Below are 23,094 nucleotides of genomic sequence, written 5' to 3'. Positions count from 1 at the left end.
GGCTTACGACGCTCACTTCGCGTCGGCGTAGCACTCCACGACCGCCGTCGTGAACGGGAAGCGGACCGGTGTCTCCCCGAAGGCGATCCGTCCCGCGAGCTCGCCCGCCTCCCGTACGGCGAGCGCCACCGTCTCCGCCTCCTCGGCGGGGCAGTGCACGATGACCTCGTCGTGCTGGAAGAAGACGAGCTCGGCCCGCAGTCCGTCCTCCGCGATCGACCGGCGCAGCGCGGCCAGCATCAGCAGCGCCCAGTCGGCCGCGCTGCCCTGCACCACGAAGTTGCGCGTGAAACGGCCTCGCGCGCGGGCGTCGGTGGAGGCGTAACCCGGGGTGAACTCGGCGCCCACCGGGGTCAGTTCGGCCTCTTGGGGGATGCCCGCCTCGTCGTCGTCCCCGGCGCCCGCCGCCGGTGGGCTGGTCCGGCCCAGCCAGGTCCGTACGAGCCGGCCCTCCTCGCCGGCCTTCGCCGCGTCGTCGACGTAGGCGACGGCCAGCGGGAAGCGGCGGCGCAGCGCGGCCAGGTTCTTCAGGCCGTCGCCCGACGTCTGCCCGTACACGGCGCCGAGCAGCGCGATCTTCGCGTGCTCGCGGTCGCCGGAGAACGCGCGGTCGGACAGCCGGGTGTAGAGGTCCTCCTCGCTCCCCGCCACCTCCATCAGGCCCCGGTCGCGCGAGATCGCGGCGAGGACCCTCGGCTCCATCTGGTCGGCGTCGGCGACGACGAGCCGCCAGCCCGGGTCGGCGACGACGGCCCTGCGGATCACCTTCGGGATCTGGAGCGCCCCGCCGCCGTTGGTCGTCCAGCGGCCGCTGACCGAGCCGCCCGGTGTGTACTCGGGGCGGAAACGGCCGTCGTGCACCCAGTCCTGGAGCCAGCTCCAGCCGTGTGCCGTCCAGATCCGGTACAGCTTCTTGTACTCGATGAGGGGCTTCACCGCGGGATGGTCGATCCCCTCGATCTCCCACCGTCGCGTCGACCTCACCCTGATGCCGGCCTGCGCGAACGCCTTGACGACATCCGCGGCCAGATCCGGGCGGACCCGGCGCCCGAACGCGGCGGACACCTCGTCGGCCAGCTCCCCGAGGCGACGGGGCTCGCCGCCGCCCGCGTACCGCTCGCCGAGGAGTTCGTGCAGGAGTTCGCGGTGGACGTCGGCGCGCCAGGGCAGGCCCGCGGCGTTCATCTCGGCGGCCACCAGCATGCCCGCGGACTCGGACGCGGTGAGCAGGCGCATGCGGCCGGGGCGGTCGGTGGCGTCGTGTCTTCGCTGCTGCTCCGCGTGGACCTCGGCGAGATCCGCGAGGGATACGTCGACGCCGCCGGGCCGGGGCTCGAACAGGGAGTCCTGCGTTCCGGGCTCAGCGGCGCGGGGCCTGGGGTCGGGGGGTACGGGGGCGTTGCGGAGGCGGGCGAGCGCGGCGGCGGCGGAGCGGGGCTCGCCGAGGCGGCCCTCGTGGCCGAGGAGGAGCAGTTCGGCGGCCTCGATGTCGTAGCAGCGCTCCACGCGGACGCCTGCGGCGAGCAGGCGCGGGTAGAGGCCGGCGGTGTTCCGCCAGATCCAGCGGGTGACGCCTTGCCGCTTCCGGACGGCTTCGACCAGGTCGGGCTCGTGGACGGGGGCGGCGGTGGGGCGGCCGTCGGCGCCCACGGGGACGAGGTCCGCACCGCGCCCCTCACCTGCGGCGATGAGCCACCGTTCGCTGTCCATACGGGGAGTCTCGCACTCGGCACTGACATTTCCTGGCGGGGCGCCTTGGGCGGGGTTCGCCTGTTGTTCGTCTGTGGGGCGGGGCCGCGGGGGTATGTGCGTACTCGCTATCCCTGCGTCACGCTGCACGGACAATGGCGCTACAGGATGCTCGGTGCTCCGTTCGCACATACCCCCACGTCCCCTCCGGCCGGTTTCGCGGCTGCGGCCCGGTGGGGCGTGTCCCTAGTCCGGCCGTACGTCGCGGGGTGAACGGGTGGGTGGGATACATCCGCCGCGAAGCGGCGGGCCTGTCCGCACGCGCGGACGGAAGAGGGGGGGCACCGCCCACCCATCCATCCGCCGGTCGGCCGCCCCCGGCGTGCGGCTCCCGGCGAGAGCCGACAGGCTCGGCCCATGCGAGTGGCGCTGGCGCAGACCGACTGCGCCCTGGGCGAGGTCGGGCAGAACCTGGAGACCGCACGGGACCAGGTCGCCCAGGCGGCGACCCAGGGCGCCGACCTCGTCGTGTTCCCGGAGCTGAGCCTGCACGGGTACCACCTGGGCGGTCTGCGGGAGGACACCTCGGTCACCACCGACGACCCGCGCCTGCTCGCCCTGGCCGAGCCCGGAGGACCGGACGTCCTGGTCGGCCTTCACGAGCACACCAGTCTGCGCGCGTACAACACGGCGGCGTACTTCACGGGCGGCCGCCTGCTGCACGCGCACCGGAAGCTGTACCTGCCCAACTACCTGGCATGGGAGGAGCGCAAGCACGTCAGCCCCGGCCAGCACCTGCGCGCGTACGACCTGCCCGGTGGGCACGGCCGTGCCGCCACCCTCGTCTGCAATGACGCGTGGCAGCCCGTGCTGCCCTGGCTCGCCGTGCAGGACGGGGCCGAGGTCATCCTCGTACCGACCAACAGCGCGGCGAGCCTGGACCCCGAGGCCATGGACACCGGCCTGTACTGGGACACGCTGCTCTCGTACACCGCCCGCATGCTGCAGTGCTGGGTCGTCTTCGTGAACCGGGTCGGCAATGAGAACGGCGCGTCGTTCTGGGGCGGTTCACGCGTCGTCGACCCGCGCGGCACGGTCGTCGCGCAGGCGCCGAAGTGGGAGCCGGGCCTGGTGACGGTCGACATCGACGTGCACGAGGCGCGCCGGCAGCGCCGCGCCGTCCCGCTGGTCGCCGAGGCCCGCCTCGGCCTGGTCGACCGTGAGGTGCGGCGCCTCATCGACGAGGGCGGCGACAGCTGAGAGGGCGGCGACGCGCACCGGTCTCCCCCCCTGGGGCCTCACCCCCCGCCCCTCCGGCGTCGCCCCCGCCATCCGCGGCAGCCCGAACTCCCGCAGCCGCAGCGCCACGACGAAGCCGAACGTCGACGCGGTGACGAACACCGACACGAAGGCGGCCACCCCGCCCGCCGTGCCGAGGAAGGCGTGGACGGCCGCGAGCGCCTCGGCGTCCCGTGCGGTGCCGGGATCGGCGCGGCGGCGGTCGTCGCCGGTGAGGACGAGGGCCCGTTCGCCGACGACCTCGCGTACGGCCCGCACGGGGGCGTCGACCCCAACGGCATCGACCCCGACGGCGCCCCGCTCGTCACCGTCGGTCCGTACGGTTCCGAGCCGCCGGAGCTCGCGCAGAAGTTCGATATCCACAGGCTGTGCATGAAGGAGCGGCTTCGATACGTACGCGGTGCCGGGCCCTCTTTCGACCGGCAACGTCAGCCGGTCCTGGCCCATGACCACGACGGGCGATCCGGCGAACCGCACGGGCGCCCGGTCCGGCGCCGTGCGGCTCGCGTCGAGCCCGAGCTCCATGGTGGTGGTGAGCCCGACGCCGAGGGCGACGGCCAGGAAGGCGCCGAGAAGGCTGCTCCACCGGCGGCCAAGGGAGGCGATGAGAACACGTTTCACCGTCCCGCCACCTCCCGCTGCGGGCGACGGACACGGTCGCTGCGTACGACGCTTTCGCTCATGCCCCGAGCCAACCGCCGGGCGCCGCGCGGAACACGACCACTGGTGGGCGTACGAGGGTATGGCCTGCCCCACCCCTCCGGGGCCACCGCCCGTACCCCCCTACCCTTGTCCCATGGATTCGGTGATCGACAGGGCGTTCGCGGCGGCGCTGTACAGCGACGGCGACGACGGCCTGGACACCGGCGCGTCCCTGCTCGCCGCGGCCCCCGAGGTGGACGCCGAACTGCGCCGCCGCGGCGAGGAGTACCTGGGCCGCGCCTGGCGGCACGGGTGGCAGCCCGCCGATGTGATGCGCCTGGTCCGACGTGATCTGGACGACCCGCACGTGCGCCTGGCCGCAGGCTTGATCCGCGCCGAGACCGGCCGCTACGCCCATCTGCCGCCCCGCTGGGCGGCCCAGCTGACGGACATCGACCCCGCCGTCGACGCCGCCCGGGACCGGGGCCGGGACCGTTTCACCCGGGCCACCACCCACCTCCAGCTCTACCGTCTTCTCCTGCGCCTTCCCCCGATCGAACCGGCGGGTCCGCTCCCGGGCGAGTCCGTCCCCGGCCCGGTCGAGGGCGAGCCGCGCCATCTCACCCGTATCCGCGCGCTCCTCGCCAAGGCGGAGGCGACCGGCTACCCCGAGGAGGCCGAGGCGCTCACCGCCAAGGCCCAGGAGCTGATGGCCAGGCACTCCCTCGACGAGGCGCTGCTCGCCGCCCGCACGCACGTGAAGGACACCCCGGCGGCCTGCCGCATCGGCGTGGACGCCCCCTACGAGACGGCGAAGGCGATCCTCCTCGACGCCGTCGCCGCCGCGAACCACTGCCGCGCGGTGTGGAACGAGGCGTTCGGCTTCTCGACCGTCGTCGGTTACGCGTCCGACCTGGAGTCGGTCGAACTGCTCCACACCTCCCTCCTGGTGCAGGGCACGGCCGCGATGACGAGGGCGGAGGCCGGGCAGCGCGCCGCGGGCCGCAAGCGGACGAAGACCTTCCGGCAGGCCTTCCTGATGGCGTACGCGCACCGCGTCGGCGGACGCCTGGCCGCGGCGGGCGAGCACGCCGTGGCGGAGGCGGAGCAGGAGGCGCCGGGCACGACCGCCCTGCTCCCCGTCCTTGCCGCACGTGACGTCGCCGTCGACGACCACACCGAGCGGATGTTCCCCGAGACGACCACGACCCGGGTCAGGGGCGTGACGGACGGCGAGGGCTGGGCACACGGCACGGCGGCGGCGGACCGGGCAGAGGTGGGGCATGGGGGACGAGGCCGGGGCCGCGGGCCTGCGCTGCCTTGAGGGCGGGCGGGCCGAAGGCGCGTCGGACGGCGGCCTGGGCGGCTCGCCCTCGGCGCCACGAGGAACGCGGTCGGTTCCAGTTCCAGTTCCAGTTCCAGTTCCAGTTCCTGAGGGTCCCTGGTCCGGTACGCCCCTGACCCCTGACGAGCGGGGTTCGCCGCGACCCTCGGGATCGGGTGGCGGCGGGTCTCTGCCCCCGCTGTGCGTGCGTCCCGGCTCCGCCCGACAGTGGCGCTGAGCGCGATGTGACGGCCCCGTCGGCCTCCCCCCGCCCCTGCTCCGCCCGATATGCCCCGTATCATCACAGAGTGACCTGGCTCCGCGCGCTGAAAGAGACAGCTCGCTCGGGTCTGACCGTCGAGCGCAAACGTCTGGAACCTCTGGTCGCCCTGCGCGGCGCCGCCGGTCTGGCCGTCGTCATCGGCGTCAGCCTCACGCTCTTCGGCCCCGCGGTGGCCGCCAGCTCCGCCTTCGGCGCGTTCCAGGCGGCCATCGCCACGTTCCAGCGCAGCTGGCGCCCCCGCCCCGAGCTCGCCCTGGCCTCCGGCACCAGCCTCGCCGTCTCGACCTTCCTCGGCTACCTCACCGGCTCCCACCTGCTCCTCTTCCTCGCGCTCCTCTGCCTCTGGACGTTCCTGGCGGGGCTGAGCTGGGCGGTGGGCCCGACGGTCGGCATCATCGCGTCGTCCAACGTCGCGATCATGCTGGTGACGGTCACGATTCCGAGCTCGGTCGCCGCGGCCGCGGGCCACGCGGGGATGATGGTCGTCGGCGGCTGCGTGCAGGCGGCGCTGGTGATCCTCTTTCCGGTACGCCGATGGGGCGCCCACCGGGACGCGCTGGCCGACGCGTTGGCGGCCGAGGCGGACTACGCCCGAAGGCTCCGCCACGATCCGGTGGCCCCCTTCGACCCCGAGCCCCTGATGGCGGCGCGCGATGCGGCGAGGATCACGCCCCGTCAGGCGCGCTCCCGCCCCGCGGAACTGCACGGCGCGCGCGGCCTCGCCGAACGCATCCGCCCGGTCCTCGCCTCCCTGGCCGACCCGGCCGTCGGCGTTCCGCCGGAGGGCGAGGAGAGGGACCGGGTACGCGAACTCCTCGGCGCGGCGGGCGCGGTCCTGGACGCCGCGGCCCGCGCGATCCGCCACGGCGACGAGGTCAGGATCCCTCCGGCGGCCGTGGCCGCGCTCCGCACACCCGACACGGGGGCGATCCTCACGGGTCCGGCGTACCGGGCGGCGACGCGGCTCGGGGCGCTCCTGAGGGACGTACTGGAAACGGCGGGCAATACGCATACGCAGAACGCCCCCGCACATGACGCGGCGACATCCCCGGAACGTGGACCGGACGGCTCCCCGGAACGTGGACCGGACGGCTCCCCGGAACGTGGACCGGACGGCTCACCGGAACGTGGACCGGACGGCTCACCGGAACGTGGACCGGACGACTCACCGGAGCGCGAACCGGAAGCCTCCACCGCACCGTCCCGGCCCACCCCCGAGCCCGAGCCCGAAGCCACACCCGGGCCCGAGCCCGCACCCCGGCCCGCACCGCGTACGCAGTCCGACACCCAGCCCGTCCCCCTCCTCCGGCCCACCCTCTTCGCCCTGCTCCCGGCCGCCCTGCGCACCATCCGCGCCGAGTTCCGGCACGACTCCCCGGTGACCCGGCACGCGATCCGGGTCACCGCCGTGGCCGCCGCGGGGTATCTGCTCGGCACCTGGATCCCGTTCGGGCACGGGTACTGGGCCCCCATGGCGTCGGTCATGGTGATGCGGCCGGACTTCTCGCAGACGTACTCCCGGGCCGTGGCCCGCTTCGGCGGCACGCTCGTCGGGGTCGCGCTGGCCACCGGCCTGGTCCAGCTGGCCCACCCCGGCACGGGCCTGTCCGCCGCGCTCGCCGTGCTCTGCGCCGGGATGATGTACCTGCTGATGCGCACCGGCCAAGTGGCCGCGCAGGCCTGCGTGGCCGCGTACGTCGTGTTCCTGCTCGGGATGGGCGGCCAGCAGTGGACGCAGACCGTGCCCGAGCGGGTGATCCTCACCCTGCTCGGCGGCGTCCTCGCGATGATCGCGTACGCGGTCTACCCCGCCTGGGAGACCCCGCGCCTGCGCACCCGCCTCGCCGACTGGCTGATCGCCGACGGCCGTTACGCCGCCGCGGTCGTCGACCACTACGCCCACCCGGCGGGCAAGGCCTGCCCCGACGTACGGGAGGCCCTGCTAGCCGCCCGCGATGCCCGGATCGCCTGGCAGGAGGCGGGGAACCGCGCCAAGAACGAGCCGGTGCGCCACCGCGGCCTGTCCCGCGCGGCCGCCGCCGACGCGGAGGAGGCGCTCGCCCAGCTCGGCCGCGTGGCGATGCTGATGGAGGCGCACCTGCCGGAGCGCGGCGACACCCCCGTACCCGCCGCCGCCCGCCTGGCCGAAGCGCTGCGCAAGGCGACGGAGCAGGGCGCGAAGGCGGTGCGCGAACGCCGCGTACCCAGGTGGGACGCGGTCCGCACGGCGCTGGCGGAGTGGGACGGCGAGGGAGTCCCCGACCGCGTCGTCCGCAGGGGAGCGGGACTGCTCCTTGAGACCCTCGACGAGCTGTCCGATGCCCTGGACACGGCGGCCCCGCCGATGCTGGTGGACGGCTCGGCCACGAAGCGGCCGACGGCCCCTGGCGCGGACGCCGAAGGGTCGCGGAGGCCGGAAGGTCCGGCGCCCCGCTGAGCGGCGCGGGGTCAGAGCCTGTCTTTGAACCCCCGCCTGCGCCCCGGCGCCCGGTCCGTACGCTCGGCGCACGGAGCCCCAGGACAGGTGGCCCGCCACATGACTTGGGACTCCGCACACCGATCGAACGCACCGAACACCGCTGCGCCCGCGCTTCGCGCGGGCGACGGGGGTTCAAAGACAGGCTCTCAGGACTGCGGCATGCCCGCCGTCGGAAGCCCCCCGGGCAGCTTGCCGCCCTTAGTCTTCAGGAACTCGTCCGTGCCCGCCCCCTCCCAGGCGACCTTCATCGACTTGCCGTCGACGGACTCGACCCGCCCCTTCGTACGGCCCGTGTCCCCCTTCGGGCATGTCAGCTCGATCACCCGCGCGCCCGTTCCGCCGCCCACCGACCCGCTGCACAGCACGTTCTCGCCGAGCAGCGTCGCCGTCCCGCCGGCGAAGGCGAGGGCGAGCGGCTTCCCGTCGGCCGTGGCGATCCACGTGCCTTCCAGGCTGCCGCCCTTGCTGCCGGAGCCATCGGACCCGCCGGACCCGCCGGACCCGCCGGTCGAGTCTCCGCTCTCGGAACCGGAGCCCTCGGAGGGGCTGGACGCGGCCGAACCGCCGTCCTTCCCGCCGCCGTCACCGCCATCCCCGCCCCCGTCCCCGTCACTGCTGCAACCGGTCAGGACGAGCGCGGCGGCCAGACCGGCCACGGCGGCACCCATACGGACACTACGGACGTACCTACGCACTTCAAGTCCCCCTTGTGAAGACGGCGTTGCCGGGGGCGGGTCGGTCCCCGGCCAAATCGCGCGCCAAGCTACCAGGCGGACCTGCGAGAACCGCGAGGACTTGCGCGGCCTTGTGCGGACTTGTGCTCGGACCCGCGCTGTCCGTACGCGGAACTTCAGGGGTGGGCATCCGCGTTTGCATGGCAGACGGAAGGGGTGCGGGTGCAGTACTGAGATGCCTGTAACCAAGGGAACACCGCGCGTGCACGTGCATTTGCCCATGCATCGGCATGTGAACACAGCTATGATCCGGGACAGTTGACCATTGCATCTAGAGCCACTCATGGCACTGCACGACCGGGGAGCGACCTGTGCACCACGCGTTTAACGGCATGGCGGCCACGGAGCTTCACGGTGTGGTCTGGCAGAAGAGCAGGCACAGCAATTCGCAGGGTTCCTGCGTGGAGTTCGCGAAACTGCCGGGCGGCGATGTCGCCGTGCGCAACTCGCGGTTCCCGGACGGCCCGGCGCTCGTCTATACGCGAGCGGAGATCGAGGCGATGCTGCTCGGCATGAAGGACGGGGAGTTCGACCACTTGGTCGGCGGCTAACCGAGCCCGGTCAGGCCGGGCCGAGCACCCTCAACCCAGCCGGAACAGCGCCCAGACCACCTTGCCGCGCAGTGCGCCGGCGAGCGGGTGCCAGCCCCAGCTGTCGCTGAAGGAGTCGACGAGGAACAGGCCGCGGCCCGACTCCGCGGAGAAGTCGTCGTCGGCGTCGCGCGTGACCGGACTGTCGTCGCTGGGATCGCGTACCGCGCACACCAGCCGGGACGCCCAGCGCATCAGGTGCAGCCGCACCGGCGGCTCCTGGGGGTCGCGCGGCGTGTCCGAGGGCAGCGCGTGGCGCAGCGCGTTGGTGACGAGTTCGGAGACGACCAGCGCTATGTCGTCGAACCGCTCCTCGAGGTCCCAGGTGCCGAGCGTCTTGCGGGTGAACTGCCGTGCGCTGCCCACCGCTTCGTAACGGGCGGGGAGTGCGACGGACGCCGCGTCGGAGACGGCCGATGGGTCGATCGGAGGTAGCCCCTGCCTCAACGGCTCGAGCATGGTCGATCCATTCGTCCCCATGCGAGGCACTCCCCGGTTTCGCGGTCATAGCGATGGAGCAATGGCGCGGTCGGTCGCCGATGGTGCGGTCGGTACAGCGGTGGCGCGCGGACCATGGTTCCGAATGCGTACAGCAGATGCAAGGGCAGATGCACGTGCACGCGCCGGACTTGGTCGATACCGTGCTGGTTCTTGCCCATTTCTTCCTCCGAATTCTTGTGGAGGCCTTTCGTAGGCTTTCCGTTTCTGTAACCGGACGTGTACGGCCCGAAGCGTTTAATGGCAGACTGCTGGCTTCCAGTCGATGGGGAGGATTGAGCGAAGTGACCGCAGGGGAGTCGAGCGGCTCAGTGGTACGGCGCATCCTGCTGGGCTCACAGCTGAGGCGGCTCAGGGAGTCGCGCGGCATCACCCGAGAAGCGGCCGGATACTCGATCCGCGCCTCCGAGTCGAAGATCAGCCGCATGGAGTTGGGACGGGTGAGCTTCAAGTCCAGGGACGTAGAGGACCTTCTGACGCTCTACGGCGTCACGGACGAGGCCGAGCGCGGCGCGCTCCTCTCGCTCGCCAAGGAGGCCAACCTCACGGGCTGGTGGCACAGTTACTCGGACGTCCTGCCCGGCTGGTTCCAGACGTACATCGGCCTGGAGGGCGCCGCCTCGCTCATCCGCGTCTACGAAGTCCAGTTCGTCAACGGCCTGTTGCAGACCGAGGCGTACGCGCACGCGGTCGTCGCACGCGGCATGAAGGGTGCGAGCCGGGGCGAGATCGACCGGCGCGTGGCGCTGCGCCTGGAGCGGCAGAAGCTCCTCGCCTCCGAGCACGCCCCCCGCTTCCACTGCGTCCTCGACGAGGCGGCGCTCCGACGCCCCTACGGCGACCGGGAGGTGATGCGCGGTCAGATACAGCACCTCATCGAGATCTCCGAGCGCCCGAACGTCACGCTCCAGGTGATGCCCTTCAGCTTCGGCGGGCACGCGGGCGAGAGCGGCGCCTTCACCATGCTGAGCTTCCCCGAGTCCGACCTCTCCGACGTCGTGTACGTGGAGCAGCTCACCGGCGCCCTCTACCTCGACAAGGCGGAGGAAGTCGCCCAGTACGAACGGGTGGTGGCGCAACTGCAGAAGGACAGCCCCGATCCGGTCGGCAGCCGGGATCTCTTGCGTGGTCTACTCCAACTCACCTGAAACGTAAGTACTATGACGCCAGATCAGGTGTCTGCTTCCGTTTGCGTCCGTCTGCTGCCGCGGCAAGGGGTGTCCCTCTCATGTCCTTCTTCACCGACCTGGCTCATCAGTACATCGACGGGGAGTGGAAGGCCGGGTCGGGGTCCTGGGACATCATCGACTTCAATCCGTACGACGGGGAGAAGCTGGCGTCCATCACGGTGGCCACCGCCGACGAGGTCGACCAGGCCTACCGCGCGGCGGAGCGCGCGCAGCGGGAATGGGCCGCGACCAATCCGTACACGCGACGGGCGGTGTTCGAGCGCGCGCTGCGGATCGTCGAGGACCGCGAGGAAGAGATCACCGAGGCGATCATCGCCGAGCTGGGCGGCACCCGGCTCAAGGCGGCCTTCGAGATCCACCTCACCAAGGAGTTCCTGCGCGAGTCGGTGCACTTCGCGCTGCGCCCCGAGGGCCGGGTCCTGCCCTCGCCCGAGGACGGCAAGGAGAACCGCCTCTACCGCGAGCCGGTCGGCGTCGTGGGCGTCATCAGCCCCTTCAACTTCCCGCTGTTCCTGTCGCTCAAGACCGTCGCCCCCGCTCTCGCCCTCGGCAACGCGGTGGTGCTCAAGCCGCACCAGAACGCCCCGGTGATCGGCGGCAGCCTGCTCGCGAAGATCTTCGAGGACGCGGGCCTGCCCGCCGGCCTGCTCAACGTCGTGATCACGGACATAGCCGAGATAGGCGACGCCCTCATCGAGCACCCCGTGCCGAGCGTCATCTCCTTTACCGGCTCGGACCGCGTCGGCCGCCACGTGGCCACCGTCTGCGCCTCGCACTTCAAGCGCTCGGTCCTGGAGATGGGCGGCAACAGCGCGCTGATCGTCCTGGACGACGCCGACATCGACTACGCCGTGGACGCGGCGGTCTTCAGCCGCTTCGTGCACCAGGGCCAGGTCTGCATGGCCGCCAACCGCATCCTCGTGGACCGCTCCGTGGAGGCGGAGTTCACCGGGAAGTTCGTCGAGAAGGTCGCGAGCCTGAAGGTCGGCGACCCGGCGGACCCCGCGACCCACATCGGTCCGCTCATCAACTCCTCGCAGGCGGACGCCGTTTCGGCCGTCGTCGACCAGGCCGTCGCGGCGGGCGCGAAGGCCCTTCTGCACGGGCGCACGGACGGCAATCTGGTCGCCCCCTCGATCCTCACGGACCTGCCGGACGACTCGCCGGTCCGGCACCAGGAGATCTTCGGCCCGGTCGCCCTGCTCATGCCCTTCGACGGCGAGGACGAGGCGGTACGCATCGCCAACGACACCCCGTACGGCCTGAGCGGCGCGGTGCACACCGCCGACACCGAGCGTGGCGTACGCGTCGCCCGGCGGATCAGGACCGGCATGGTCCACGTGAACGACGGCACCGTGCACGACGAGGCGATCGTGCCGTTCGGCGGCGAGAAGAACTCCGGCGTCGGACGGCTGAACGGCGAGGCGACGGTGGACGCCTTCACCACCCAGAAGTGGATCTCGGTGCAGCACGGCAGGTCGCGCTTCCCGTTCTGAGCACTCATCTGAGCACTCGAAGACGGGCCCTCACGTACGGAGTCACCCGGAGCCTTGCGGACAGAACCTGACCGCAAGGCTCCGTAGCGTCTGCGGTGTCGGAAAAGCCCCGGCGGAACAGCCCGTGCAAGCGGGCCGGAGAGAGGCGGACACCATGGTCACCCACGTCAGCGCGGAAGCTCACGGCGACGAGCGCGGCGCCCTGCTCGCCTTCGTGGAGGCCCAGCGCGGCGGCCTGCGCCGCTCGGTCATCGGCCTGACCGCCGAGCAGGCGAACGCCCGCCCCAGCGCGAGCGAGCTGTCCCTCGGCGGACTCGTGAAGCACGTCGCAGAGACCGAGCTGAACTGGCTGCGCATGGCCCAGCAGAAGCCGAACGACCGCGCCCGCACGCAGGAGACCTGGGGCGAGAGCTTCCGCCTCGTGGAGGGCGAGACGGTCGCGGAGGCCCTGGGCTTCTGGGACGAGGTCGCCCGCCAGACCGAGGAGTTCATCCGCGGGGTGCCGAGCCTCGACGACACCTTCCCGCTGCCCGAGGCGCCGTGGTTCCCGAAGGACGGCGTGGTGTCCATGCGCTGGATGATGCTGCACCTCGTCGAGGAGATCGCCCGGCACGCGGGCCACGCCGACATCGTCCGCGAGTCCCTGGACGGCAGGACGGCCTTCGAGCTGGTCGCCCTGGAGCGGGACGGCTCCTGACCCCGCAGGGTCCAGCCCCCGTGCCCCTTACCTCGTATCCCGCACCCCGTACCCTAGTCAAAGTTGATGACTGAGGTGTTCAGGGAAGGCGCGGTGCATGTCAGCGATCCGGCTGCTGGTTCTCGGGGCCGTGCGCCAGCACGGCCGCGCCCACGGCTACCAGGTCCGCAACGACCTGGAGTACTGGGGCGCCCATGAGTGGTCCAACGCCAAGCCGGGCTCGATCTACCACGCGCTGAAGCAGCTGGCGAAGCAGGGCTTCCTGTACGCGCACGAGATCGCGCCGTCCACCGTGGGCGGCCCGCCGCGCACCGAGTACGAGGTCACGGAGAAGGGCACCGAGGAGTACTTCAGGCTGCTCCGCGGTGCCCTGTCCACGTACGACCAGCGGCCGGACGTGCTCACGGCGGCCCTGGGCGTCATCGTGGACCTGCCGCGGGACGAGGCGGTCGCGCTGCTCCGCGAACGGGTGCGTGCCATGGAGGAGTGGCGCAAGACCGTCACCGAGTACTACACGCCCGAGGAGGGGCCCGGCCAGCTCGGCCACATCGGCGAGATCATGAACTACTGGGTGCACACGGCCGACGGTGGCATGGAGTGGGCGCGGGGCCTGATCGAGCGGATCGAGGGCGGCGCCTACACCTTCGCCGGCGAGGGCGAGCCGTTCGTCGGCGTGCTCGCCGATGGCGAGGAGAACCCTTACGGGAAGGGCGAGCCGCATCCGGGGGATCGCGACTAATCAAGTTTGACGAATCGCTTGGGTGGGGATACCTTTCTTCATCTAGTCAAGTTTGACTAGGTGGCGTGTGGGCGTGAAGGGAGTCGGATGGCGGACGCGATCGTCGTCGAAGGGGTACGGAAGCGGTTCGGGGAGAAGGTCGCACTCGACGGCCTCGACCTGGTGGCGGGGCGCGGCACGGTCCACGGCGTCCTCGGGCCGAACGGCGCGGGCAAGACCACGGCGGTGCGGGTGCTCGCCACCCTGCTCCGGGCGGACGAGGGGCGCGTGGAGGTCGCGGGGTGTGACGTGCGGCGCAGGCCCGACGAGGTGCGCAGGCGCATCGGCCTGCTCGGGCAGCACGCCGCGGTGGACGAGGAGCTGAGCGGCCGGCAGAACCTGGACATGTTCGGGCGGCTGCACCACCTGGGCGCCCGCCACGCGCGCGTGCGGGCCGATGAGCTCCTGGAGCGGTTCGGCCTCGCGGACACCGGCCGGAAGGCCGTCAAGCAGTACAGCGGCGGCATGCGGCGCCGCCTGGACCTCGCGGCCTCCCTGGTCACGGACCCCGAGGTGCTCTTCCTGGACGAGCCCACCACGGGCCTGGACCCGCGTGGCCGCGCGGAGGTGTGGGACTCGGTGCGCTCGCTGGTCGGCGGCGGCACCACCGTGCTCCTGACGACGCAGTACCTGGAGGAGGCGGATCAGCTGGCCGACCGGATGTCGGTGATCGACGGGGGCCGGGTCGTCGCGGAGGGCACGGCGGACGACCTCAAGGGGAAGCTGGGCGGCGACCGGATCGACGTGGTGGTGCGGGACGCGGCGCACCTGCCGCGCACGGCCGAGCTGCTGCCGCACGGCGCCACGGTGGACGCGGACCGCCGCATGGTGTCCGCGCCCGTCACGGACCGCATGGAGGCCCTCACGGGCGTCGTACGGGCGCTGCTGGACGCGGGCATCGACGCCGAGGACGTGGCGCTGCGCAGGCCCACGCTGGACGAGGTGTTCCTGAGCCTTACAGGGCCCACGGGGTCTGCGGGGCGCGAGGGACGTACGCAAGACGGGGAACGCATGAAGGGGGCTGTGTGAGCAGTACGTATATGGCGCGCGGTACATCGGCCGTGGCGAGGGGTACGTCGGCGGGGTGGGCCCTGGCCGACTCCTGGACCATGACGCGGCGCGAACTCGCCCACTGGGCGCGGCAGCCCGTGCAGGTCCTGGTGGGCCTGGTCTTCCCGGTGATGCTACTGCTGATGTTCACCTATCTGATCGGCGGCGGAAAGGGCATCGCGGGGGAGTACGCCGAGTTCCTGGTGCCCGGCATGTTCGCGCTGACGATGGTCTTCGGGCTCGACGCGACGATGCTCGCGGTCACCCAGGACCTGAACAAGGGCGTGATCGACCGGTTCCGCTCCATGCCGATGGCCAACGGCGCGGTGCTCGTGGGGCGTTCGGTCGCCGACATGCTCCAGTCGTTCGTCTCGCTGATGGTGCTCATGGGCGTCGGGCTCGCGATCGGCTGGCGCTGGCACGGCTCGTTCTGGGCGGTGCTCGCGGGCGTCGGGCTGCTCCTGATGCTGCGCTTCGCGATGCTGTGGCTCGGTATCCACCTGGCGATGATCGCGGGAAAGCCGGAGCTGGTGACGGCCGTGCAGATCCTGGTCTGGCCGGTCGGCTTCCTCTCCAACGCCTTCACGGTGCCGGAGAACATGCCGGGCTGGCTGGGGACCGTGGTCGAGTGGAACCCGCTGTCCGCGACGGCCACCGCGGTCCGTGACCTCTTCGGCAACGACCCGGGGGTGGCGGAGACCTCCTGGGCGGCAGAACACGCGGGGCTCCTGGCGGTGTTGTGGCCGGTGGTGCTCGTGGGGGTATTCCTGCCGTTGGCGGTCCGCAGGTTCGCGGCGCTGGGCCGGTAGCGGGTGACCGGTGGCCGGGCGGGCCGGCGGCGCGGACTTGCACCTCACGTGGCGTGAGGACGCAGGCTGATCGGCGTACCGAAAGAAGAAGGGCGGAAGCCATGGGCTACTCCGTGGGACAGGTCGCCGGTTTCGCCGGAGTGACGGTGCGCACGCTGCACCACTACGACGAGATCGGCCTGCTCGTGCCCGGCGGGCGCAGCCACGCGGGTCACCGGCGCTACGACGACGCGGACCTCGACCGGCTGCAGCAGATCCTGTTCTACCGGGAGCTCGGCTTCCCCCTCGACGAGGTGGCGTCCCTCCTGGACGACCCGGACGTGAACCCCCGGGAGCACCTGCGCCGCCAGCACCAGCTGCTGACCGCGCGCATCCACCGGCTCCAGGAGATGGCCGCCGCCGTCGAGACCGCCATGGAGGCGAAGAAGATGGGCATCAACCTCACGCCCGAGGAGAAGTTCGAGGTCTTCGGGGACCACGACCCCGACCAGTACGCGCAGGAGGTGGAGGAGCGCTGGGGCGACACGGAGGCCTACCGGGAGTCGCAGCGCAAGTCCGCCTCGTACACCAAGGAGGACTGGAAGCGCATCAACGACGAGTTCAACGCGGTGCACGCGCGCGTGGGCGACCTGCTGGCCCGGGGCGTCCCCGCCGACTCCACCGAGGCCATGGACGTCGCGGAGGAGCACCGCCTCTTCATCTCGGCGAACCACTACACGTGCTCGCGGGAGATGCACACCTGCCTCGGTGAGATGTACGTGTCGGACGAGCGCTTCACGGCCTTCTACGAGGCCATCAGGCCCGGGCTCGCGGTCTACCTGAGGGATGCGATCCTGGCGAACGCGGCGCGCGGCGAGTGACACGCACGGGCACTCCGTAAGGGTACGTACGCGGTAAGGGGCACCCGACCATGGCGGGTGGTCCTTACCGCGGCGGGCGGTCCCCGCACCACGCGGGTTTGTCCCAGTTGTCGCCCAGTGCATCCTGAGAAGGACGGTGGAACGCGGCCGGGCCGCCCCACGTTGATAACTTTGGGCGGCTGCACCCGCCGCCGCACCGCCCCCTCACCCTCAGGAGCCCGGAACCGTGACGACGCTTGCGCTCGGACCAAGCTGGCTGGATCCGGATCATCTGCTGAACCAGTTCGGCATCTGGGGTCTGCTCCTGATCGTCTTCGCGGAGTCGGGGCTGCTCATCGGCTTCTTCCTGCCGGGCGACTCGCTGCTGTTCACCACGGGCCTGCTGATCACCACGCACAAGCTCGACTTCCCGCTCTGGCTCGCGGTGCTGCTGATCTGCGTCGCGGCGATCCTCGGCGACCAGGCGGGCTACCTCTTCGGCAAGAAGGTCGGCCCCTCGCTCTTCAACCGCCCGGACTCCAAGCTCTTCAAGCAGGAGAATGTGGTCAAGGCCCACGACTTCTTCGAGAAGTACGGCCCGAAGTCCCTGGTCCTGGCCCGCTTCGTGCCGATCGTGCGGACGTTCACGCCGATCATCGCCGGCGTCTCCGGGATGCGGTACCGCTCGTTCATCACCTTCAACATCATCGGCGGTGTCCTGTGGGGCGCCGGCGTCACGCTGCTCGGCTCCTGGCTCGGCAACATCGAGTTCGTCCACAAGAACATCGAGGCGATCCTGATCCTGATCGTCCTCGTCTCGGTGGTGCCGATCGCCATCGAGTTCCTGCGGGCGCGCAGCAAGTCCAAGAAGGCGGCGACGGCCGAGGGCGGCCCGGCCCTGCGCGGCCGTCACGCGAAGCGTTAGACCACAGGGCACAGGCCACGGGCGCCTGGCCCGCAGGCGCCCGGCCCGCAGGTCAGAAGCCCCTGGTCCGCTTCGCCGCACGGCGATTGGCCGCGGAGGCGGCCCCCGGCACCTTCAGGATGAGCCGGGAGACCTCGCTCCCCAGGTTCACGCCGATCGCGATGGCCAGGGCCGTCGCGACGGCCCTGGTGAGCGAGTTCATCCCGGTGTTCAGGTCGTTCTGCGCCAGGGCGAGCAGCCCGAAGTACGTCGCGCTACCGGGCAGCAGCGGGCCGATCGCGGCCGTCACATAGGGGAGTGACGATGCGAACCGGTAGCGCGAGAAGAGCTGCCCGAACAGCCCCACGAGCCCGGCCGCCACGGCCGTCGCGGCGACGGGCGAGAGCTCCAGCGGGGTCTGCGCGAGGGCGCCGAACATCACCCAGGCGATGCCGCCGTTGAGGGTCACGATCAGCACGGTGTTACGTTCCTGCTGAAGCAGGATGGCGAAGGCGAGACTCAGCGCCATCGACGCCAGGATCTGGATGATCGGCCGCGACGACGTCACGCCGAACTTCGTCTCCGGAGTCAGATTCGTCGCGTCGAACATCACGCCGAGCGACAGCACGAGCAGCACACCGCAGACGATGCCCACGATGAGGTACATGACCTCGAGCAGGCGGGCGGCCGCGGTGATGTAGTAGCCGGTCAGACCGTCCTGCACACCCGCCACCAGGGCCCGCCCGGGGATCAGCGCGAAGAGTCCACCGGTGATGACCGCCGACGCCATCGACGCCTCGGTGTGCACGAAGCTGAGCGCCACGCCCATGCCGGCCGGCGGCATCGCGGCGCCCACGAACTGGTAGAACTCCGGCAGCCCGCGCCCCGCGCACAGCCACGCGAGCCGGTCGCCGAGCATCGCGCCCACAGCGGCCACGAGGAACACGAGCGCGCCACCGCCCACAAGCACCGACGCGGAGCCCGCCAGCAGCCCACTGGCGGCCGTGAGCGCCCAGCCGGGGTAGGGGTGGCGGTTGCGCCGGATGCCCGCGAGACGGCGGTAGGCCTCCTCCAGGGAGACCTCGATGTCCGGGTCGCTGATGTCGTCCACCAGGTGGAAGACGGCCGCGAGCCGGGTGTAGTCGGTGCCCCGGCGGCGCACCGTCCTCGATGCCGTGACGGGGTCGTCCACGAGGGAGGGCTGGTGCGAGATCGACAGGAGCGTGAACGTCACGTTCGGCTCGCAGCGGTCCAGACCGTACGAGCGGCAGACGGCGAACATCGCCGCCTCCACGTCCTCCGCGCCCTCGCCGCCCGCGAGCAGCAGCTCGCCGATACGCAGCGTCAGGTCGAGCACGCGCGGCACGGCCGGGCCGGTCTCGTCCTCCTGCTTCTGCGCGGCCTCCGGAGCGGGCCGCTCGGTGACCGGCATGCGCAGCATCGTGCGCATCTGGTCCTGCCAGGGCACCTCCTTGGTGAGCTTCACCAGGGGGATGCCCTGCGCGGGCGTGAAGGCCTGCGGGGCGTTGCGCGCGCTGTAGGTGTGCGGCGGGGTGAACGCCGACTTCTCGGTCTCCTGAGTCGTGGTGGACGGGGTGGCGAGACCGGTCGGCAGAGCGAACTCGGACGTGGTCTGGGACTCGTCCTCAGCGGCCGGCGCCTGCGCCGCCACACCACTGGGCTGCACGAAGGCACTGCGGGCTTCGTCCGACTGAGGCTTGCGGTCCTCGGCCTCCTGCTCGGCCACTGATGCCCTCACTTCTCATAAGACTCGTACGCACCCTCCGTATGGCCAGTATGGGCACAGATACACGAACGGGCCGCGTGACCCCCCAGGTCGCGCGGCCCGTCAGGAGCAAGTGGCTCAGTGGCCGCCCTCGTCCTTGAAGCGCTTGTAGGAACGCTCGATCTCGGCCTCGGCGTCCGTGCGGCCGACCCAGTCGGCGCCCTCGACGGACTTGCCGGGCTCCAGGTCCTTGTAGACCTCGAAGAAGTGCTGGATCTCCAGGCGGTCGAACTCGGAGACGTGGTGGATGTCCCGCAGGTGCTCCACACGGGGGTCGGAGGCCGGGACGCAGAGCAGCTTGTCGTCGCCGCCCGCCTCGTCGGTCATCCGGAACATGCCGATCGCGCGGCACTTGATGAGGCAGCCCGGGAAGGTCGGCTCGTCCAGGATGACGAGTGCGTCCAGCGGGTCACCGTCCTCGCCGAGGGTGTTCTCGACGAAGCCGTAGTCCGCGGGGTAGCTGGTCGACGTGAAGAGGCGACGGTCCAGACGGATCCGGCCGGTCTCGTGGTCCACCTCGTACTTGTTCCGCGAACCCTTCGGAATCTCGATGGTGACGTCGAACTCCACGGGTGGCTCCTCCATGATCAGCACATACTTCGGGTGATTAAGTGTCCCTCACGCAGATGTGTGATCGCGAAAGGGGCTGGTCGTCGTGCCGGAGCTCAAGCCTTGGCAACGGCCTCGACAGCTTTTGAGACAGCTGCCAAAGCCCTTCGCCACCCAGCTCGCCGGGTTCTCCGGAAAGCTCACGACATGGCGGCTCACGGCGGTTTCCGCCGCGTTCGGCCTGGTCATCGCGGTCGGGGCGGTAGCCGCTTCCGGCCCTTGGGACTCCTCCGGTCAGCGTACGGCGGAGCGGGACCGGGCCGCTTCCCAGGAGGCCCTGGGTGGCGCAGATCACGCGGGTCGCGGGCCCGAAGGGTCGCCCGAAGCCGCCCCGAGCGCCCCTTCCGTGCTCGCCGGTCTCGGCGCGCCCGCCGGGGCGGCGCCCGCGCCGACACACAGCTCGCTCGCCGACGTACTCGATCCGCTCCTGAAGGACCCGGCGCTCGGACCCGAGCGGTCCGCCGTCGTGCTGGACGCGGCCTCGGGGAAACGGGTCTACGGCAAGGGCGCGGGCGACGGCCTCACCCCCGCCTCGACGATCAAGATCGCCACGGCGGTCGCGGCGCTCTCCGCGGCCGGTCCCGACCACCGCATCACCACGAAGACGGTGCTCGGACCCGACACCTCCGGCGCGCCCGACGTGGTCCTCGTCGGCGGCGGCGACCCCACGCTGACCGCCCGCAAGGACGGCCGCTACACCGACACCGCGGCGAGCCTGCGGACCCTCGCCGAGGACACGGCGCGCTCCCTGAAGAGCCGCCGTATCGACAAGGCGAAGCTCTCGTACGACACGTCGCTGTACTCCGGACCCGCGCTGCACCCCATCGGCCCCAACGAGAACATCACGCCGGTCAGCGCCCTGATGACCGACGAGGGACGGCTCGACGACTCCTCCAGCGGGCCTGCCCCGCGCGCGGAGGACCCGGCGGGTGACGCGGCGAAGAAGTTCGCGGGCTTCCTCAAGGACCACGGTGTCACCGTCACGTCGGACCCCGGCCCCGCCAAGGCCCCGCCCCGCGCCACCGCCCTCGCCAAGGTCGAGTCGCCTCCCCTGTCGGCCCTGGTCGAGCGGATGCTGACGCACAGCGACAACGACATCGCCGAGGCGCTGGCCCGCCAGGCGGCCGTCGCCGCGAAGGAGCCGGCGAGCTTCGAGGGGGCGGGCCGGGCGGTCCGCGCCCGGCTGTCCGAGCTGAGGCTCCCCCTCTCGGGGGCCAAGTTCACCGACGGCAGCGGCCTGGACCGCGCGGACCGCGTCTCCGCCGAACTCCTGGCGACCCTCCTGGACCGCGCCGCCGACCCGTCCCGCCCCGGCCTGCGCTCCGTGGTGACGGGCCTGCCGGTGGCGGGCTTCACCGGCACGCTCGTCGACCGCTACCCCAAGGACTCCCCGGGCACGGGCGTCGTCCGCGCCAAGACCGGCACGCTCACGGGGGTGAACAGTCTCGCGGGCACGGTGGTGGACGCGGACGGCCGTCTCCTGGTCTTCGCCTTCATGACCACGGGCACGACCGATCCCCAGGCGGCGCAGTCCACGCTGGACCACATGGCGTCCACCGTCGCCAACTGCGGCTGCCGCGCGGACCGCTGACCTCGTCTGCGCGTCCCGCACGGTGGCCCTGCGCCTGCGCGCCCACTTGCTGTTTGTCGCGCGGCTGACCGCGGTGTGTGGTTGCTCGCGCAGTTCCCCGCGCCCCTGAGGACCCGGAGCCCGGCCACACCAGCGGGTTCCGCCCCGGCGCGGCCAGGGGCGCGGGGAACGGCGCGCTCAGCCACGCACGGCGGGCAGCTGAGGAACAGAGGCGAGCCCCCCCCAGGGGCGCGGGGAACGGCGCGCTCGGCCACGCACGGCGGGCAGCTGAGGAACAGAGGCGAGCCCTCCAGGGGCGCGGGGAACGGCGCGCTCAGCCACGCACGGCGGGCAGCCGAGGAACAGAGGCGAGCCCTTCAGGGGCGCGGGGAACGGCGCGCTCAGCCACGCACGGCGGGCAGCCGAGGAACAGAGGCGAGCCCTCCAGGGGCGCGGGGAACGGCGCGCCCAGCCACGCACGGCGGACAGTCGAAGAAGCGACCCCCACACCCCACCAGCCACTCCGCCCCACCCCACCCCTCCCCATCCCATCTCCTCCCATCCCACCCGAACTCCGGTCCCCTAGGGGCCACGCTCCCGGGCAACGTCAGGGGTGCAAGCCCCTCCACCAGAGGGAGCGAACACGTACCGTTGACGCATGACGAGCATCGGTGGTGCGGAGATGGTCGACTGGAATCTCGCGGTGGCGACCGCGACCCGGCTCGTGCGGCCGGGCCCAGAAGTGAGCCGGGACGAGGCACGCGCCGTCGTCGCCGAGCTCCGTCGGCACGCCAAGGCCTCGGAGGAGCACGTCCGTGCCTTCACGAGGATGGGCTCACAGGACACTCACGACACCCCGGTCCTCGTGGTGGACAGGGCCGGCTGGATCAAGGCGAACGTCGCCGGTTTCCGGGAGCTCCTCAAGCCCCTCCTCGACAAGATGCAGGACAAGCGCGGCAGCGGCCCGGGCGGCGCCGTCCTCGGCGCGGTCGGCGGCAAGGTGACCGGCGTGGAGCTGGGCATGCTCCTGTCCTTCCTCGCCTCGCGCGTCCTCGGCCAGTACGAGACCTTCGCCCCGGCCACCCGCGACCTGCCCGCGAGCGCGAGCGGCGGCGGCAGACTGCTCCTCGTCGCGCCGAACATCGTGCACGTCGAGCGGGAGCTGGACGTGGACCCGCACGACTTCCGGCTCTGGGTCTGCCTCCACGAGGAGACGCACCGCACCCAGTTCACCGCCGTGCCCTGGCTGCGGGACCACCTCGAAGGCGAGATCCAGTCGTTCCTCGGCGAGACCGAGGTCGACCCGATGACGTTCCTCGAGCGGATGAGGGAGGCCGCCCAGTCGCTCGCGGGCGGCCGGGGCGAGACGGAGGGCGAGGAGTCCACCGAAGGGGGCCGCTCCCTCGTCGAGCTGGTGCAGACCCCCGCCCAGCGCGAGATCTTGGCCCGCCTGACCGCCGTGATGTCCCTCCTGGAGGGCCACGCGGACTTCGTGATGGACGGCGTGGGACCGGACGTGGTGCCCTCCGTCGGCGAGATCCGCGAGAAGTTCAAGGAGCGGCGGGCGCGCGGCGCGAGCCGCCTCGACCAGGCCCTGCGCAAACTCCTCGGCCTCGACGCGAAGCTGCGGCAGTACAGGGACGGCGAGCGCTTCGTGCGCGCGGTCGTCGACGAGGTCGGTATGGACGGCTTCAACCGCGTATGGACCTCGCCGAACACACTTCCCACCAAGGCCGAGATCGCCAAACCGGCGGACTGGGTCGCGAGGGTGCACCGTAAGGGAGACTGAGAAGCCGGATGCGGCCGACGGCAGGAGAACGCCCCCGTA

Annotated in this window: 18 protein-coding genes and 1 pseudogene; 14 read left to right on the top strand and 5 right to left on the bottom strand. The window is 71.6% G+C overall.

Annotated features, from left to right (window positions below; translation table 11 throughout):
• Positions 1-12 precede the first annotated feature (12 nt).
• On the bottom strand, positions 13-1,710 hold the full coding sequence (locus AC07DI_RS33660) for a bifunctional 3'-5' exonuclease/DNA polymerase (RefSeq protein WP_478908379.1): 1,698 nt from the start codon (positions 1,708-1,710) through the stop codon (positions 13-15).
• A gap of 396 nt (positions 1,711-2,106) precedes the next feature.
• On the opposite strand from AC07DI_RS33660, the gene AC07DI_RS33655 reads away from it, so the two are divergent.
• The 3 genes from AC07DI_RS33655 (at position 2,107) to AC07DI_RS33645 (ending at position 7,674) form a co-directional block, all read left to right on the top strand.
• The gene (locus AC07DI_RS33655; RefSeq protein ID WP_384258311.1) at positions 2,107-2,949 is read left to right on the top strand and encodes a nitrilase-related carbon-nitrogen hydrolase; all 843 of its coding nucleotides are present in this window, start codon (positions 2,107-2,109) and stop codon (positions 2,947-2,949) included.
• Positions 2,950-3,784: 835 nt separating this feature from the next.
• Positions 3,785-4,954, top strand: a complete 1,170-nt coding sequence (locus tag AC07DI_RS33650; protein WP_478908378.1) for a DUF2786 domain-containing protein — start codon at positions 3,785-3,787, stop codon at positions 4,952-4,954.
• Positions 4,955-5,262: 308 nt separating this feature from the next.
• Positions 5,263-7,674 (top strand): FUSC family protein, encoded by a 2,412-nt coding sequence (locus AC07DI_RS33645; RefSeq protein WP_478908376.1) that lies wholly within the window; start codon positions 5,263-5,265, stop codon positions 7,672-7,674.
• Positions 7,675-7,862: 188 nt separating this feature from the next.
• Here AC07DI_RS33645 and AC07DI_RS33640 read toward each other — a convergent pair whose 3' ends face one another.
• Positions 7,863-8,384 carry a hypothetical protein gene (locus AC07DI_RS33640; protein WP_478908374.1) on the bottom strand — a complete coding sequence of 174 codons (522 nt, stop codon included), beginning with the start codon at positions 8,382-8,384 and terminating at the stop codon, positions 7,863-7,865.
• Positions 8,385-8,761: 377 nt separating this feature from the next.
• On the opposite strand from AC07DI_RS33640, the gene AC07DI_RS33635 reads away from it, so the two are divergent.
• A complete protein-coding gene (locus tag AC07DI_RS33635; RefSeq protein ID WP_198503329.1) occupies positions 8,762-9,001 on the top strand; it encodes a DUF397 domain-containing protein in 240 nt (79 codons plus the stop codon).
• A 30-nt stretch (positions 9,002-9,031) separates the two neighbouring features.
• Here the strand turns inward: AC07DI_RS33635 and AC07DI_RS33630 are convergent, their stop codons facing one another.
• Positions 9,032-9,520 (bottom strand): ATP-binding protein, encoded by a 489-nt coding sequence (locus AC07DI_RS33630; protein WP_478908372.1) that lies wholly within the window; start codon positions 9,518-9,520, stop codon positions 9,032-9,034.
• A 302-nt stretch (positions 9,521-9,822) separates the two neighbouring features.
• Here AC07DI_RS33630 and AC07DI_RS33625 point away from each other — a divergent pair, with 302 nt between their 5' ends.
• The 8 genes and pseudogenes from AC07DI_RS33625 to AC07DI_RS33590 form a co-directional block, all read left to right on the top strand.
• Positions 9,823-10,686 (top strand): helix-turn-helix domain-containing protein, encoded by an 864-nt coding sequence (locus AC07DI_RS33625; protein WP_384258296.1) that lies wholly within the window; start codon positions 9,823-9,825, stop codon positions 10,684-10,686.
• A gap of 80 nt (positions 10,687-10,766) precedes the next feature.
• A complete protein-coding gene (locus tag AC07DI_RS33620; protein WP_478908370.1) occupies positions 10,767-12,224 on the top strand; it encodes an aldehyde dehydrogenase family protein in 1,458 nt (485 codons plus the stop codon).
• A gap of 154 nt (positions 12,225-12,378) precedes the next feature.
• On the top strand, positions 12,379-12,921 hold the full coding sequence (locus AC07DI_RS33615; RefSeq protein ID WP_384258292.1) for a DinB family protein: 543 nt from the start codon (positions 12,379-12,381) through the stop codon (positions 12,919-12,921).
• Between the two features lie 97 nt (positions 12,922-13,018).
• Complete coding sequence (locus AC07DI_RS33610) at positions 13,019-13,660, top strand: PadR family transcriptional regulator (RefSeq protein ID WP_478908368.1); 642 nt, start codon at positions 13,019-13,021, stop codon at positions 13,658-13,660.
• A gap of 87 nt (positions 13,661-13,747) precedes the next feature.
• The gene (locus tag AC07DI_RS33605) at positions 13,748-14,728 is read left to right on the top strand and encodes an ATP-binding cassette domain-containing protein (RefSeq protein WP_478908366.1); all 981 of its coding nucleotides are present in this window, start codon (positions 13,748-13,750) and stop codon (positions 14,726-14,728) included.
• Between the two features lie 11 nt (positions 14,729-14,739).
• Positions 14,740-15,558: an ABC transporter permease gene (locus tag AC07DI_RS33600; protein ID WP_478908396.1), complete on the top strand. Its 819-nt coding sequence runs from the start codon at positions 14,740-14,742 to the stop codon at positions 15,556-15,558.
• A gap of 101 nt (positions 15,559-15,659) precedes the next feature.
• Positions 15,660-16,418, top strand: a complete 759-nt coding sequence (locus AC07DI_RS33595; protein WP_478908364.1) for a MerR family transcriptional regulator — start codon at positions 15,660-15,662, stop codon at positions 16,416-16,418.
• A 226-nt stretch (positions 16,419-16,644) separates the two neighbouring features.
• Positions 16,645-17,268: pseudogene (locus tag AC07DI_RS33590) on the top strand (DedA family protein); the annotation flags it as partial.
• A gap of 106 nt (positions 17,269-17,374) precedes the next feature.
• Here the strand turns inward: AC07DI_RS33590 and AC07DI_RS33585 are convergent.
• Both AC07DI_RS33585 and AC07DI_RS33580 read right to left on the bottom strand, forming a co-directional pair.
• Positions 17,375-19,048, bottom strand: coding sequence for a threonine/serine exporter family protein (locus tag AC07DI_RS33585; RefSeq protein WP_478908362.1), 1,674 nt, complete (start codon positions 19,046-19,048; stop codon positions 17,375-17,377).
• 117 nt (positions 19,049-19,165) lie between these two features.
• The gene (locus AC07DI_RS33580; RefSeq protein ID WP_055568469.1) at positions 19,166-19,657 is read right to left on the bottom strand and encodes an inorganic diphosphatase; all 492 of its coding nucleotides are present in this window, start codon (positions 19,655-19,657) and stop codon (positions 19,166-19,168) included.
• A 124-nt stretch (positions 19,658-19,781) separates the two neighbouring features.
• Between AC07DI_RS33580 and dacB the strand changes: the two genes are divergently transcribed.
• The gene (gene dacB, locus AC07DI_RS33575) at positions 19,782-21,287 is read left to right on the top strand and encodes a D-alanyl-D-alanine carboxypeptidase/D-alanyl-D-alanine endopeptidase (protein ID WP_478908360.1); all 1,506 of its coding nucleotides are present in this window, start codon (positions 19,782-19,784) and stop codon (positions 21,285-21,287) included.
• Between the two features lie 637 nt (positions 21,288-21,924).
• Positions 21,925-23,055 carry a zinc-dependent metalloprotease gene (locus AC07DI_RS33570; RefSeq protein WP_384259214.1) on the top strand — a complete coding sequence of 377 codons (1,131 nt, stop codon included), beginning with the start codon at positions 21,925-21,927 and terminating at the stop codon, positions 23,053-23,055.
• The last annotated feature ends 39 nt before the right edge of the window (positions 23,056-23,094 follow it).

The organism is Streptomyces sp. NPDC044106 (assembly GCF_056433985.1).
This window is presented reverse-complemented; position numbering and strand designations above follow the sequence as displayed.